We start from the raw sequence: 15,822 nt of genomic DNA on the forward strand, positions 1-15,822 counted from the left end.
AGCAGGTGGACCATCGCCGATTCAGCTTGCCGGTTTTTCCCAACGGTACTGCGCCAGTTCCGGGTTCAGCGGGGTACGGGCAAACACGTTAGCGAAGTTGCACAGGGTTGCCAGGCTGACGCCCAAAATAACTTCCAGCGCCTGGCCATCGGTATAGCCGGCGGCGCGGAACGCTTCAAAACCCGCGTCGCTGACATCGCCACGGGTGGCGATCACTTCGCGGGTGAAGGCGGCGAGTGTCTCATAACGGGCGTTGGGCAATTCACCGCGCTGGCGCAAGGCGTCAATCACGTCTTCGGGCAACTTGGCTTTATTGCGCGCCACGGCGGTGTGGCCGGCCACACAGAAATCGCAGCCGTGGGTGGTGGCGGCAATCAACTGCACCACTTCGCGGTCGGCGAGGCTCAGCTGCGACTTGGCGTTGAGCCCGGACACGGTGATGTAGGTTTCCAGCGCCGCCGGTGCATTGGCCAACACGGCGAGCAGGTTAGGGATGAAACCCGAGGCTTTGAGGGCGTTTTCCAGGAAGGGCTTGGCCGCTTCCGGGGCGGTTTCAGGGGTGAGCAACGGTACACGGGACATGGAGTGGTCTCCTGATGGGGTCTTCACCTAAGTCTGTTGGTTATAAAAAAACGCCTCAATAGGCTAAAGTAGCGATTACTTGCTCTAGAGTCTTTCCGTTAGATGAATTCGTCCAGTGCACTCGTTGATTGGTTATTAGACAGCCTCGAACTCAACACCAGCCTGTTCCATGTCGGCCGCTATTGCGGCGCGTGGCATGCCAGCACCCATGGCCTGGCCAGCGCGAGTTTCCATCTGATTGTGCAGGGCCAATGCTGGTTGCATATTGACGGCGAACCCCTTCCCCAACACCTGAATAATGGTGATGCGGTGTTTCTGCTGCGTGACCTCGAGTATCGGTTGTCCGGCGAGGCGACGGCCGCTGCCGCGCAGCAATGCCCGCGCCGACCGATGCTGGCACTGGACAGCAACGCCGACGATGGCGTCGGCCTGGTCTGCGGTTTTTTTCACTTCCATTCCGGTTTGTCGGCAATGATCGTCGACGGCTTGCCCGCCTGGATCATCCTGCGCGCCGGCGACCCATCGCTGACCGCTGCGCGCAACCTCTTCGAATTGATCCTGCAAGAGTGCGAGCGCGTCCCGGCGCCCTCCTCGGCACTGCTCGAACGTCTGTGCCATTTGTTGTTTCTTTATGTGTTGCGTCAGCAGGTCATCGATAACCCCGAACTGGGCGGTTTGGCAGCGCTGGGCCGGCAACCGGCGTTCTCCGAACTGTTGGAGCAATTGATCGCCCGCCCGGCAGACCCATGGACCCTGGAAAGCATGGCCGCCTGCACCGGCTTGTCGCGCTCGGCGTTCTTCAAACGCTTCAGCGAATTGTGCGGGCAATCGCCGGGGCATGTGCTGTTGATGATGCGCATGCGCCATGCGTGCCGTCTGTTCAAGGAAAACATGACCGTGGCCGATGTGTCGCTGGCCGTGGGTTATCAGTCGGTGGCGGCGTTTACCCGAGCGTTCCACAAAACCACCGGCCAGCAGCCTGGGGCTTATCGCAAAGGGCAATTGCAGAGGTGACGCTGAAGCCACTGAGCGGCGCCATTGCTGGGACCCCCTTTATCCGGAAGCGCCACGTCAGAGCAGTCCTGGCATCTTGTCAGGTGTCTACTTCGCTCAATCGTATGGACGCCCTCCTGTTCAACTCAAGCACCCGCAAGGCCGCCGTCAATTACCTGGCCACTTTGCACCATCGTACCTAAAGCTCCAGCGCACCTAGCCGATAGCCCTACGAAGCTCTAACAAAGCCGCGTCGATAATAACGCTTCGTAAGGACGACCCCCATGCCTCCACTGCGCTCCATCCAAACCCGCTACACCCTGTTTCTGGTGCTGTTCGTCCTGCTGATATTGGTGTTGACCGTCGTCGGGATCGGCCAGTTGGTGGCCCCCACGCTGCGCCATACCGAAGAACAGGTGGTGCTCAACCGCGTCGCCGAAGTGGCTGAGCGCATTCAGGGCGAACTGAACAAGGTTCAAGCCCAGCAACGCAGCATCACCCAAACCATTCCCCTGCTCGACAGCGATGCCATCGACAAAGTGCTGCCCGGCCTGGTGGATCAATATGGCGAGCTGAAGGTGTTCGGCGGCGGTATCTGGCCACTGCCCAACCAGCGCGCCCCAGGGCGCAACAAGTTCAGCACCTTCTGGCACCGCGATGCGTCGGGCAAATTGGCGGTCAACACGTTCTGGAACAGCGACGCTGCGCCCAACTACTATGACCAGAGCTGGTACAAAGGCGGCCTCGCCTCGCCGCGCGGCCAGTGCGCCTGGGCCGCCGCCTACAAGGACGACGCCAGCCAGGAGCCACGCACCAACTGTGCCATGGCCATTCAGCGTGACGGCGCGGCGTATGGCGTGGCCACCATTGACGTAACCCTGGGGTTCTTCAATGAGCTGGTGGCCAGCAAGGAAAAAGACATCGGCGGCCAGATGCTGATCGTCGAAGGCGACGGCAAGATCATCAGCAACAGCTCGCGCTTCAGCGGCCCGGTGGTGTTGAAGAATATCAGCGAACTGGCCGGCACCTCGGCGTTTGCCGCCCAGGTGAGTAAAGCCCTGGCCCACCGCGACCAAGGGCTTGTACGCGCCGAGTTCGACAACCAGGGCGTGGCCAGCACCTTCTACCTGCGCCCGATCGAGGGCACGCCGTGGTTCCTCGCCACCGCCCTGCCCACCTCGTTGATCACCGCCCAGCGTGATGACGTACTCGGCAGCCTGGCCCTGATACAAATCCCCATGGTGTTGCTGCTGGTGCTGCTGGCCGCTTATGCGATCCGCCAACTGGTGCAGCGCATGAAGTCGTTGAAGACCAATATCGATGCCTTGTCCGCCGGCGATGCCGACCTGACGCGGCGCATCACCATTCGCGCCGAAGACGAACTGGGCGCCATCGGCCATTCGGTCAACCATTTTATCGTCTACTTGCAGAACATGATTGGTGAAGTGACCCAGGCTACGGGCGCCATGTCGTCGAGCCTGGCGCAACTGCAGCAGACATCGGCCCACACCAACCAGATCCTGGTGCGCCACGCCTCGGAGACCGACCAGACCGTCACCGCCATCACGCAAATGAGCTCGACTGCCGACACCGTGGCGCAAAACGCGGCGGAAACCGCCTCGTTCACCCAACGCGCCAACGAACATGCCGACCGCTCGCGCGTGGTGGTGGGCGAAGCGTCCACCAGTGTCAGCGCATTGATCGGCGAAGTCGCCAGCGCCACCCACACCGTGGAGGCCATGCGCCAGGACGCTGCACGCATCACCGAGACCCTCGGGGTGATCGGCGCGATTGCCGGCCAGACCAACCTGCTGGCCCTCAACGCGGCAATTGAAGCGGCGCGGGCCGGCGAGCAAGGCCGTGGTTTTGCGGTGGTGGCCGATGAAGTGCGGGCGCTGGCGGCACGCACCCAGGCCAGCACCTCGCAGATCAACGAGATGCTCGCGCGCCTGACCACCGGCGTGAGTTCGTCGGTGGCAGCCATGGAAAACACCCAGGCCAGTTGCCAATCGGCGGCCGACGCCACGGCACGGGTGAACACCGGGCTGGACGAGATGGCCGGCTCCGTCAGCCATATCAATAACCTCAGCACCCAGATCGCCACGGCGGCCGAGCAGCAAAGCGCGGTGACCGAGGAGATCAACCGCAGCATGGTGCAGATCCGACAAATGGTCGATGAGTTGGTAGAAAGTGGCCACGCCACGCAAACCAACACCCAGAGCCTGTTGGATGCCAATGGCCGGGTCATTGCGTTGATGGGCCGCTTCAAGGTGCGCTGATAAAAGACTGAGACACTCCCGTGCAATGCGCGGGAGTGGGGCTATTCTGACAGTTCTCAGGACAAACTCTCGCCACACAGGAGGTGTGTCATGCATGCAACTGAGCATTCGGTCCGCTTGGAGCGGATCAGTCAGGAGCGCTTCATCCAGGCACCTATCGAGGTCATCTACGACTACGTGACCCAGCCGGATCGCTGGCACGAGTGGCACCCCACCTCCCTGAGTGCCGACACCGGCACCACCGGCTCACTGCCGGCCGGCACGCGCTTTACCGAAATCATCGACCTGCTGGGCGTGCGCGTTCCCTTGAGCTATCGCGTGCAGATCGCCCGCTGCCCCGGTGAATTCAAAACCGTGTTCACCTCCCTGGCGGTAGACGGTTCGATTCACTACTTCCTGCAACCCCATCGTGGCGGCACGCTGTTCAAACGGGTGCTCACCTACGAGACCGAGTTGCAACTGGCCACCTTGCACGCGCGCATGGTCGAGCTGTCGGCCATTGCCCTGGATCAGCTCAAACACCGCCTTGAAAACGCGGCCTTCGTATAAGATACATTACTGACGCCCTATCACCCTGCGGGAGCTGGCTTGCCTGGGATGACGTCGTCATGATCGCCGCAAAATTCCGACGCCGTCCTCTTGCCCACGAGACCCGCATGAAAATCCCCTTGCCACTGGCCTTACTCTGCGCCCTGTTCACCACCACCCTGGCCCACTGATTAATGTTCGCCGGTTACCTGGGGCTGTTTTTCGCCGCCTTCGGCGCAGCCACCCTGCTACCGCTGCAATCGGAAGCCGTGCTGGTAGGCTTGCTGTTCAGCGGGCACTACAGCCTGTGGCTGCTGCTGGGTATTGCGACCTTGGGCAATGTGCTGGGGTCGGTGGTTAATTGGTGGCTGGGGTTTTCGATTGAACGCTTCAAGGGACGGCGCTGGTTTCCGGTCGGTCCCAAGCATCTGGAAAAAGTCCGTCGCAATTATCAGCGCTGGGGATACTGGACATTGTTGCTCAGTTGGGTGCCGATCATTGGTGACCCCTTGACCTTGGTCGCTGGTGTGATGCGCGAACCGCTGTGGCGGTTTTTGCTGCTGGTCACCCTGGCCAAGAGCCTGCGCTATGGCGTACTGGCGGCGCTGACCTTGCAGTGGGTGTTAATCCCCACTTAATCCCCTCGCAACAGCATCCGGGCATTCCCATCGGAGCCCTTCCATGTCGCTAATTCGCGCCTTCTGCATCGCCGGCCTGCTGACGGCAAGCGCCACTCCCGCCCTCGCCGCTACGGCCCTCGCCACTGCCTATGGCCCCGAGCTGCAAGGCTTTCAATACCCTTACCCGGTCGAACATTTCAGTTTCCAGTCCCAAGGCAAAACCCTGCAAATGGGCTATATGGACGTGCCCGCCAAGGGCCGTGCCAATGGCCGCAGCGTGGTGTTGATGCACGGCAAGAACTTCTGCGGCGCGACCTGGGAAGATTCGATCAAGGCCTTGAGCGCAGCGGGTTACCGCGTGATCGCGCCGGACCAGATCGGGTTTTGCACCTCCAGCAAACCCGACCACTACCAGTACAGCTTCCAGCAGCTGGCGATCAACACCCATCAACTGCTGGAAAAACTCGGCATTCAAAAGGCCACCCTCATCGGCCATTCCACCGGCGGCATGCTTGCCACCCGTTATGCACTGCTGTATCCGCAACAAACCGAGCAGTTGGCGCTGGTCAATCCCATCGGCCTGGAAGACTGGAAAGCCTTGGGCGTGCCCTATCGCAGCGTCGACCAATGGTATGAGCGCGAGCTGAAACTCAGCGCCGACGGCATTCGCCAGTATGAACTCAACACTTACTACGTCGGGCGCTGGAAGCCGGAATACGAGCGTTGGGTCGACATGCTTGCCGGCCTGAATAAAGGCCCCGGCCACACCCAGGTCGCATGGAACTCGGCGCTGATTTACGACATGATCTTCACGCAGCCGGTGTACTACGAGTTCAAGGACTTGCAGATGCCCACGCTGCTGCTGATCGGCACTGCCGACACCACCGCCATCGGCAGCGATATCGCGCCGCCGGCGGTCAAGGCCAGGCTCGGTCACTACGACGTGCTGGGCAAACAGGCGGCCAAGCTGATCCCCCATGCGACCCTGGTGGAATTCCCGGGCCTGGGCCATGCACCGCAGATGGAAGAACCGGCGCAGTTTCATCAGGCACTGTTGCAGGGGTTGAACGCCCTTTAATCCAACCTTTTTCGAGGCACTCGTGAATGTCGGTACAGATCGCAGTCATTGATGATTGGCAAAATGTAGCCAGTGGTGTGGTGGATTGGTCGGCACTGGCGGCGGTGGGCCAGGTGCACTTTCTGCACGATTACCCCGCCGATACCGCCACGATGGTTGAACGTTTGCAGGGGTTCGACGTGATTTGCCTGATGCGCGAGCGCTCGACCTTCGATCAGGCTCTGTTGCAAGGCCTGCCCAAGCTGAAACTGCTGGTGACCGGCGGCATGCGCAACGCGGCCATCGACATTGCCGCCGCTAAAGCCCTGGGCATCCAGGTGTGCGGCACCGACAGCTACAAGCAGGCGGCGCCGGAATTGACCTGGGCGCTGATCATGGCCTCGACCCGCAACCTGCTGGCCGAAGCCAACTCACTGCGCGCCGGCGGTTGGCAGATCGGGCTGGGCGGCGACCTGTATGGCAAAACCCTGGGGGTTCTCGGGCTGGGCAGCATCGGCCAGAAAGTCGCGCAGTTTGGCCAGGCATTCGGCATGCGCGTGATTGCCTGGAGCGAGAACCTCACGCCGGAGCGCGCCGCCGAGGCGGGTGTGAGCTGGGTCAGCAAGCGTGAGTTGTTTGAACAGGCGGATATTCTGAGCGTGCACCTGGTGCTCAGCGAGCGCAGTCGCGGCCTGGTAGATGCCCAGGCGCTGAGCTGGATGAAGGCCAGTGCGCGTTTGGTCAATACATCACGTGGGCCGATTGTGGATGAACAGGCGCTGATCGAGGCGTTAACAGCTAGGCGACTGGCGGGGGCCGCGCTGGACGTGTATAGCGAAGAGCCACTACCGGTTGATCATCCCTTCCGGCGTCTGCCGAACGTGTTGGCCACGCCCCATGTCGGGTATGTGAGTGAACAGAATTATCGGCAGTTCTATCAGCAGATGATCGAAGACATCCAAGCCTGGGCCAGCGGGACGCCGATTCGCAGCCTGTAAGCGGTATGGCATGCAGGCCTGTTGTGGCAAGCAGGCCATTGTGGCGAGCAGGCTTGCCCTGCGTTGGGTTGCGCAGCAGCCCCATAATGAACACACCCCATCTATCTGACGCACCGAGTGGGCCATTTGGGAGCGCTGCGCGCTCCAACGCAGGGCAAGCCTGCTCGCCACAACAAGCCTGCTCACAACATCTAGGCAATTCGCCACCATTCCTCAGCGGTTCTCGCAAAATCACAGCAATTGCGAACTGTGCATATGGTTACAAGTTTTTTGTCCTACAAAAAACGCCTATAAACCATACGGGCTCTGGGATCTGTCCTAGACTCATGACCGATGGGTCCGTTCCAAAACAAAAACCCCGCAAAAAATCGAAACTTTACAACTCTGCCGCAGGTCAAGTTTTTAAGGGAGGCGAGCGCAGGCGATTCAGCCGAATGCCCGTCCATCCACTCTTTTTTCGCAATGAGTGCAACTGGCATACGCCTTGCCAGTTTGTACTGTGCTTGTGCGCCTGGCCGCAGGATGTGGCCAATCGGAGCCGATGGCAGCGGGCCATCAGCCGACCCAATATGTAGGAGAGAACGATGATCAGTGCTGCAGTCGATACTCAGGGAGAGCGTTTTAGTCAGCCGGCAGGGGGACCGACTTCGTTGGCCGACCTGCCCAACACTGTGCGGCCGATCGTGAGTCAGAACCCTAATCGAAAGAAAGTCCTGTTTGTGACGTCCGAATTCGCCGACCTGGTGAAAACCGGCGGCCTGGGCGACGTCTCCGCCGCCCTGCCCCGTGCCATGGCGCACCTGCATGATGTGCGCGTGCTGATCCCCGGCTACCCGCAGGTGATGGAAAGCGACAACCCGATCCATATCATCGGCGAACTGGGCGGCCACGCGGCGCTGCCGCCGTGCAAGATCGGGCGCATGGACCTCAAGGATGGCCTGGTCATCTATGTGCTGATCTGCCCCGAGCTCTACGAGCGTGAAGGCACGCCGTACGGCGCCAACAACGGCCGCGACTGGCCGGACAACCATATTCGCTTCGCCCGCCTGGGCCTGGCCGCCGCCGACATGGCCGCCAACCTCGCACAAATCCACTGGTGCCCGGACCTGGTGCACGCCCACGACTGGCCCGCAGGCCTGGCGCCGGCTTATATGCACTGGCGTGGGTCGCGCACCCCCACGCTGTTCACCATTCATAACCTCGCCTACCAGGGTGTGGTCAGCCTGGCCTCGACCCCTGAGTTGGGCATTCCACCCCACGCCCTGCAACAGGAAGGCATGGAGTTCTACGGCAAGATGTCGTTCCTTAAGGCGGGCATGGCGTATTCCAGCCATATCACCACCGTGAGTGCGACCTACGCCCAGGAAATCACTACGCCGGAATTCGGCTGTGGCCTCGATGGCTTCCTCGCCAGCAAGACCCAGCAAGGCCTGCTCAGTGGGATCCCCAACGGCATCGATGAAAGCTGGGAAACCTCCACCGACACGCACCTGACCCATAACTTCAATATCGGCGATTGGGAAGGCAAGGCGGTCAACGCCGCCCATGTACGTGAACTGTTTGGCCTGCACGATTCCACCGGCCCGCTGTTCGCGGTGGTCTCGCGGCTGGTGTACCAGAAAGGCCTGGACCTGACCGAAGCGGTCAGTCGTTACATCGTTGAAAACGGCGGCCAGATCGCGATTATCGGCCGCGGCGAGCCGGAAGAAGAACACGCCATGCGCGAACTGGCCCTGCGCTTTCCGGGCCAGGTGGGTGTGCGCATCGGCTTCAATGAAACCGATGCACGGCGCATGTTCGCCGGCAGCGATTTCCTGCTGATGCCGTCGCGCTACGAGCCGTGTGGTCTGAGCCAGATGTACGCCCAGCGTTTCGGCTCACTGCCGGTGGCGCGCAATACTGGCGGCTTGGCGGACACCATCGAAAATGGCGTCACCGGCTTTCTGTTCAATGAGTCCACCGTCGAGAGCTATGAAGAAGCGCTGAGCCGCGCGTTCAGGGTATTTGCCAATAAAGGCCTGCTTAACGCCATGCGCAGCCGCGCCATGACCCAGCCGTTCAACTGGAGCCAGGCGGTGGAACCCTACGCTGAACTGTATGAACAGCTGGTGGCCAATGCCCTGGGGAAACCCACGAAGTAATTTTTAGTTGTTGTTTTAAAAAAAGGGAGGTCTTCATAGATGCCGTCACGGACTCTGGAAACCTGGCCCCACGGCGCAATCATGCTGGACGCGCAACACACGCGTTTTGCCTTGTGGGCGCCAGACGCATTTTATGTCAGCGTTGAATTGCAAGACGGCAAGTCCATCGCCATGCTGCCCCAGGCAGATGGCTGGTTCGAGGTAGAAACCAAGTGCCCGGCGGGCACTTGTTACCGCTACAACATCGACGGCGAACAGGACGTGCCGGACCCGGCATCCCGGGCCCAGGCGACTGACGTACACGGCTGGAGCGTGGTCGTCGATCCCCTCGCCTATCAATGGCGACACAGCCAGTGGCAAGGTCGCCCTTGGCACGAGGCCGTTATCTACGAGCTGCATGTCGGCGCAATGGGCGGTTATGCAGCCGTTGAAAAACAGCTACCCCGCCTGGCCGAGCTTGGGGTGACCGCCATTGAACTGATGCCGCTGGCGCAATTTCCCGGCGAGCGCAATTGGGGCTACGACGGCGTACTGCCCTACGCCCCGCAAGCCTCCTATGGCTCCCCCGAACAACTCAAGGCCCTGATCGACAGTGCCCACGAACACGGTTTGGCGGTGATCCTGGATGTGGTCTACAACCACTTCGGCCCCGACGGCAATTACCTGGGCCAGTACGCCCAAGGCTTCTTTGAAGAAGACGTGCACACGCCCTGGGGCGCCGGGATTGATTTCGATCGCCGCGAGGTGCGCGACTTTTTCCTCGACAACGCGCTGATGTGGTTGCTCGAGTACCGCTTCGACGGCCTGCGCCTGGACGCGGTGCACGCCATCGACAACCCCGGTTTTCTAAAAGAACTCGCGCATCGGGTACGCCAGCAGGTGGACACCGGCCGGCACGTGTGGCTGGTACTGGAAAACGAACTCAACCAGGCCAGCCTGCTCACGCACGACTTTGATGCGCAGTGGAACGACGACTTCCACAACGTCCTGCACGTGCTGCTCACGGGCGAAACGGATGCGTATTACAGTGACTTCGCGCAAGGCCCCACCGAGAAACTTGCGCGCTGCCTGGGCGAAGGTTTTGTCTACCAAGGCCATACCACCCGCCACGGCCACACACGCGGCGAGCCCAGCGGCGACCTGCCACCCAGCGCCTTCGTGGCGTTTTTGCAGAACCACGACCAGGTCGGCAACCGTGCCTTGGGCGAGCGCCTGCACCAACTGTGCTCGCCCCAGGCGCTGAAAGCAGCCACCACCTTACTGCTGATGTCGCCGATGATTCCGCTGATGTTCATGGGCGATGAAGTCAACGCCGAGCAGCCGTTCCTGTTTTTCACCGATCACCACGGTGAACTGGCCGAAGCTGTGCGTGAGGGTCGGCGTAACGAATTCGCCGACTTCGCAGCGTTCAAGGACCCTGAGCGGCGCGAACATATTCCCGACCCCAACGCGCTGCCGACCTTTCTACAGTCGGCGCCCCGCTTCACCGAGAACGAACACGCGCAGCTATACCGCCAGCTGCTGAGCCTGCGCCATCGGCATATCGTGCCGCACTTGCCGGGCAGCGTGGCCCTGGGCGCGCAGGTACTGGCCGACGGCGCCGTCACCGCGCGCTGGCGCCTGGGCAACGGCAGCGTGTTGCAGATCGACCTGAACCTGGGCGCCACGCCGCTGGATCACCCGGCGCCGCCACACCTGCTATTCGAGACGTCTGCCCATGGAGGCGCGCAACTGGCGCCCTTGAGTGCACGCGTCGCCTTATCCCCTGTTGGAGATCACCTTTGAGCGAAGCGAACCTGGAAATACTCGCCAGCCGCGCGGGCCTGGCCGTCGATTGGATCGACGCAAACGGCCGCCCGCAACATGTCAAACCCGCCGCCTTGCGTGCCGTCCTCAAAGGCCTGGGCCACCCGGCCGATACCGACGCCGAGATCGATGCCAGCCTGCTCGAAATGGAACGGGTGCAACAAGACAAGCACCTGCCGCCACTGATGACTGTGGATACCGGCGTAGGTCTGGACCTCGCGCGTTACTTCGCCCCGGACACACTCTGCCGCGTCAGCCTGGAACAGGGCGAAACCCTCGAATTGCGCCTGGATGGCAATGCCGAATTGCCCGGCGTGATCGCACTGGGTTATCACCAGGTGCATATCGACGACCAGACTTTCACCCTGGCCGTGGCCCCGACCCATTGCTACAGCGTCGGTGAAGCGGTCGACAGCCAATCGGCCCGCGCCTGGGGCCTGAGTGCGCAGCTGTATGCACTGCGCCGCCTGGGTGACGGCGGCTTCGGTGACACGTTGGCGTTGGAGCACCTGGCCCGCAGCGCCGCCGAGCGCGGTGCCGATGCCTTGGCCATCAGCCCGATGCACGCCATGTTCAGCGCCGACACCGAGCGCTACAGCCCCTATTCACCCTCCAGCCGTTTGTTCCTCAACAGCCTGTATGCCTCGCCCGCCTGCATCCTTGGCGAGCGCGAAGTGCGCAACGCCATCGAAGCACTGGACCTCACCGATGAGCTGCACGAACTGGAGCAGCTCAGCCTGATCGACTGGCCCACCGCCGCCCGCGCCAAGCAGCGCCTGTTGCGCGCCTTGTATGAAGACTTCCGCCACGGCCAGCATCCGCAACACGCCGACTTCCTGAGCTTTCGCCAGGCCGGCGGCGAAGCCCTGGAAAACCACTGTCGCTTCGAAGCCGTGCAAGCCCTGCGCGCCGCCGCCGGTGAAGACCTCGACTGGCGCCACTGGCCCGAAGCCTGGCGCTCGCCACAGAGCCCGGCGCTGGCGCAATTTGCCGCCGAGCATGCGCAAGAAATCGGTTATTTCGCCTTTTGCCAATGGCTGATCGCCCGCTGCCTGGAGCGCGCGCAACAAGCCGCGCGTGGCAGTGGCATGGGCATCGGCCTGATCGCAGACCTGGCCGTGGGCGCCGACGGCGGCGGCAGCCAGGCCTGGAGCCGGCAGGACGAGTTGCTGGCCAACCTTACCGTCGGCGCGCCGCCCGACATTCTCAACCGCGCGGGCCAAGGTTGGGGCATTTCGGCGTTTTCCCCCGAAGGCCTCAAGCGCAACGGTTTTCGCGCCTTTATCGAAATGCTGCGGGCCAACTTCGCCCACGCCGGCGGCCTGCGCATCGACCATGTGATGGGCCTGCAACGCCTGTGGGTCATCCCCATGGACGCTACGCCGCGCGACGGCGCCTACCTGTATTACCCGGTGGATGACCTGCTGCGCCTGCTGGCGCTGGAATCCCACCGCCACCAGGCCATCGTGCTCGGTGAAGACCTCGGCACCGTGCCCGATGGCCTGCGTGAAAAACTCAGCGGCCGCTCGATCCTGGGCATGCGCGTGTTGCTGTTTGAACAAAACCACGAGGGCCACTTCACGCCGATCCTCGACTGGCCGGACAACGCCCTGGCCACCACCAGCACCCACGACCTGCCGACCCTCAACGGCTGGTGGCACAGCCGCGATATCGAATGGAATATCCAGCTGGGCCTGATCGATGCGCCCACCGTGGAGCAGTGGAGCGAACACCGCCTGCGCGAGCGCCAGGCGCTGCGCCAGGCCTTGAGCCAGGACCCGCAGAACTTCGTCGATGAAATCCGCAACGACACCGACCATATGATCGACGCCAGCGTGCGCTACCTGGGCCATACCCGCGCGCCGTTGGTGCTGTTACCGCTGGAAGACGCGCTGGGCATCGAGGAACAAGCCAACCTGCCCGGCACCACCGACACCCACCCCAATTGGCGCCGCCGCCTGCCGGGTGAGGCCGCCAGCCTGCTCGACAACAACGGCGCCGCCCGTCGTCTGGAGTTGCTGGCCGTGGCGCGCAACCAAGCCCATGAGCGTGACCGATGAATGCGTTAACCTTGCGCGCGACCCAGCGCCTGCAATTTCATAAAGGCTTTACCCTGGATGATGCCGTGCCGCTGGTGCCCTACTTTGCCCAGCTCGGCATCAGCCACCTGTACGCCTCGCCGCTGCTCGCCGCCCGCGCCGGCTCCATGCACGGCTACGACGTGGTTGACCCGACCCGCGTCAACCCCGAGCTTGGCGGCGAGCCGGCCTTGCACAGGCTGGTTGCGGCGCTGCGTGCGCACGGGATGGGGCTGATCCTCGATATCGTCTCCAACCATATGGCCGTCGGCGGCGCGGACAACCCGTGGTGGCTGGACCTGTTGGAATGGGGCCGCCTGAGCCCCTACAGTGAGTTTTTCGATATCCAGTGGCACTCGCCGGACCCGCTGCTCAAGGGCCAGTTGCTGATGCCGTTTCTGGGCAGCGACTACGGTGAAGCGCTGCAAAGCGGCAACCTGGCGCTCCAGTTCGATGCCGAACAAGGCGGGTTTTACGTCGAGCATTACGAGCACCGCTTCCCGATTTGCCCGCGTGACTACGCCATGATCCTGGGCAGCGATGAGCCGTTAAAGCCCCTGGCCGAGCGTTTCAGCGCCCTTGCCTGCCAGGATGACGCTTACACCGAAGCCGGCTGGCTCAAACACGTGCTGGCCGAACGGGCCACCGAAGCCTCAGTGCTGCACGCTATCAAGCACCGGCTGGCCGAATTTGATGGGCGCCAGCCGGACGGCTTCAATCACTTGCACGCCTTGCTGGAACAACAGGTGTATCGGCTGGCCAGCTGGCGCACCGCAGCGGACGATATCAACTGGCGGCGCTTCTTCGACGTCAACGAACTGGGCGGCCTGCGCGTAGAACGCAGCGCCGTGTTCGAAGCCACCCACGGCAAGATTTTCGAGCTGATCAGCCAAGGTCTGGTGGACGGCCTGCGCATCGACCATATTGACGGGTTGGCCGACCCACGCGGGTATTGCCGCAAGTTGCGTCGGCGCGTGGACGCCCTTTCGCCCAACCGGCATTTGCCGATCTTCGTGGAAAAAATCCTCGGTGAAGGCGAAACCCTGCGCGAAGATTGGCAGGTAGACGGCACCACCGGCTATGAATTCATGAACCAGCTGTCGCTGTTGCAACACGACCCGGCAGGCTTCGGGCCGTTGGCTGAGCTGTGGACGCGCCACAGCGAACGGCCTGCTGCCTTTATCGAAGAGGCCTGGCTGGCGCGCCAGCAGATCCTTAACGGCTCGCTGGCCGGTGACTTCGAGAGCGTGGCCCAGGCGCTGCTGCAAGTGGCCCGCGATGACGTCATGACCCGCGACCTGACCCTGGGCGCGATCCGCCGTGCCTTGCAGGCGCTGATCGTGCACTTTCCGGTGTACCGCACCTACATCAGCGCCCGTGGGCGCAGTGCGCACGATGATGTGTTTTTCCTGCAAGCCTTGGCCGGTGCCCGCAGTACCTTGAGCGAAGGCGACTGGCCAGTGCTCGACCACCTGGAAAAATGGCTGGGCGGCCAGCCGTGGCGCAATCGCCCGGTGGGCCGTGAGCGCAAGATGCTCAAGCATGCCTGCGTGCGCTTCCAGCAGCTCACGTCGCCGGCGGCCGCCAAAGCGGTGGAAGACACCGCGTTCTATCGCTCGGCAGTGCTGCTGTCGCGTAACGATGTGGGCTTCAGCACCGAACAGTTCAGCGCACCGCTGGCGGACTTTCATGCGGCCAATCAACAGCGCCTGCAGACCTTCCCCGACAACCTGCTGGCCACTGCCACCCACGACCACAAGCGCGGCGAAGACACGCGGGCACGCCTGGCGGTACTGAGTGAATGTGCGCCGTGGTATGTCGAACAGGTCGAGCAGTGGCGGCGCCTCGCCGCACCGTTGCGCGATGATGCACACAGCCCGTCGGCGGGCGATGAGCTGATCCTTTACCAGGTGCTGCTCGGCAGTTGGCCGCTGGATACCCACCCGGACCTGCAGTCTTACCAGCAACGCCTGTGGCAATGGCAGCAAAAAGCCCTGCGCGAAGCCAAGTTGCAAAGCAGTTGGAGCGCGCCCAACGACGCCTATGAACAGGCGGTCGAAGCCTTCCTGTCACGCCTGCTGCTCAGCGATGCCGGCGCCACGCTACGCAACGCCATCGCCAGCGCCGCCCAGGCCATCGCCACGGCGGGTGCACTCAACGGGCTGGCGCAATCCTTGCTTCGTATCACCGTGCCGGGTGTACCGGACCTGTACCAGGGCGATGAGTTCTGGGACTTCAGCCTGGTGGACCCGGACAACCGCCGCCCGGTGGATTTCAACGCACGGCAACGCGCGCTGGATACCCCACCGAACATCGGCGAGCTGTTGTCCCACTGGCGCGACGGGCGTATCAAACAGGCGCTGATTGCCCAGGTGCTGGCCGTGCGCAAGGCCAATGCCGAACTCTTCCGACGCGGCAGCTATACCCCGCTGGAAGTGCTGGGCAAACACGCCGATCACGTCGTCGCATTTTGCCGCGCGTATCAGGGCAAACACCTGCTGGTGGTGGTGCCACGCTGGCCCCATCGCTTGCTGGAAAACGGTGAACAGCCCCATATCAATGCGCAGGTTTGGGGCGATACGCGGGTGAAATTACCGTTCGCCACCACAACACAAAACTGGAAGGGACTTTTTCATACAGGCGCAGTCACACCAAACAAGGAGCTGTTGATCAGCGCTGCCCTGGGGGATTTCCCGGTCAATGTCTTTATCAATTCCGATGATCAAGAAAGCTGAAAATT

11 protein-coding genes are annotated in these 15,822 nt (G+C 62.3%); 10 read left to right on the forward strand and 1 reads right to left on the reverse strand.

What is annotated here, in order from left to right; all coding sequences use genetic code 11:
* Positions 1–21: 21 nt before the first annotated feature.
* Positions 22–582, reverse strand: a complete 561-nt coding sequence (locus BLV67_RS27530) for a carboxymuconolactone decarboxylase family protein (protein WP_065931564.1) — start codon at positions 580–582, stop codon at positions 22–24.
* 102 nt (positions 583–684) lie between these two features.
* Here BLV67_RS27530 and BLV67_RS27535 point away from each other — a divergent pair, with 102 nt between their 5' ends.
* The 10 genes from BLV67_RS27535 (at position 685) to BLV67_RS27580 (ending at position 15,817) form a co-directional block, all read left to right on the forward strand.
* Positions 685–1,596 (forward strand): AraC family transcriptional regulator, encoded by a 912-nt coding sequence (locus BLV67_RS27535; protein WP_069787371.1) that lies wholly within the window; start codon positions 685–687, stop codon positions 1,594–1,596.
* A 263-nt stretch (positions 1,597–1,859) separates the two neighbouring features.
* Positions 1,860–3,854 carry a methyl-accepting chemotaxis protein gene (locus BLV67_RS27540; RefSeq protein WP_069787370.1) on the forward strand — a complete coding sequence of 665 codons (1,995 nt, stop codon included), beginning with the start codon at positions 1,860–1,862 and terminating at the stop codon, positions 3,852–3,854.
* A 90-nt stretch (positions 3,855–3,944) separates the two neighbouring features.
* Complete coding sequence (locus BLV67_RS27545) at positions 3,945–4,403, forward strand: SRPBCC family protein (RefSeq protein ID WP_069787369.1); 459 nt, start codon at positions 3,945–3,947, stop codon at positions 4,401–4,403.
* Between the two features lie 173 nt (positions 4,404–4,576).
* Positions 4,577–5,020: a YqaA family protein gene (locus tag BLV67_RS27550; protein WP_065931568.1), complete on the forward strand. Its 444-nt coding sequence runs from the start codon at positions 4,577–4,579 to the stop codon at positions 5,018–5,020.
* A 43-nt stretch (positions 5,021–5,063) separates the two neighbouring features.
* Entirely contained in the window at positions 5,064–6,080 is a 1,017-nt protein-coding gene (locus tag BLV67_RS27555; RefSeq protein WP_065931569.1) for an alpha/beta fold hydrolase, read from the forward strand.
* Between the two features lie 26 nt (positions 6,081–6,106).
* The gene (locus BLV67_RS27560; RefSeq protein WP_069787368.1) at positions 6,107–7,057 is read left to right on the forward strand and encodes a D-2-hydroxyacid dehydrogenase family protein; all 951 of its coding nucleotides are present in this window, start codon (positions 6,107–6,109) and stop codon (positions 7,055–7,057) included.
* A 584-nt stretch (positions 7,058–7,641) separates the two neighbouring features.
* Positions 7,642–9,198 carry a glycogen synthase GlgA gene (gene glgA, locus BLV67_RS27565; RefSeq protein ID WP_074854557.1) on the forward strand — a complete coding sequence of 519 codons (1,557 nt, stop codon included), beginning with the start codon at positions 7,642–7,644 and terminating at the stop codon, positions 9,196–9,198.
* Between the two features lie 39 nt (positions 9,199–9,237).
* Entirely contained in the window at positions 9,238–10,983 is a 1,746-nt protein-coding gene (gene treZ, locus BLV67_RS27570; protein ID WP_069787366.1) for a malto-oligosyltrehalose trehalohydrolase, read from the forward strand.
* Positions 10,980–13,064 (forward strand): 4-alpha-glucanotransferase, encoded by a 2,085-nt coding sequence (gene malQ, locus BLV67_RS27575; RefSeq protein WP_069787365.1) that lies wholly within the window; start codon positions 10,980–10,982, stop codon positions 13,062–13,064. Before treZ ends, malQ begins: the two co-directional genes overlap by 4 nt.
* Complete coding sequence (locus BLV67_RS27580; RefSeq protein WP_069787364.1) at positions 13,061–15,817, forward strand: malto-oligosyltrehalose synthase; 2,757 nt, start codon at positions 13,061–13,063, stop codon at positions 15,815–15,817. Before malQ ends, BLV67_RS27580 begins: the two co-directional genes overlap by 4 nt.
* The last annotated feature ends 5 nt before the right edge of the window (positions 15,818–15,822 follow it).

The organism is Pseudomonas salomonii (assembly GCF_900107155.1).
Lineage (GTDB): Bacteria > Pseudomonadota > Gammaproteobacteria > Pseudomonadales > Pseudomonadaceae > Aquipseudomonas > Aquipseudomonas salomonii.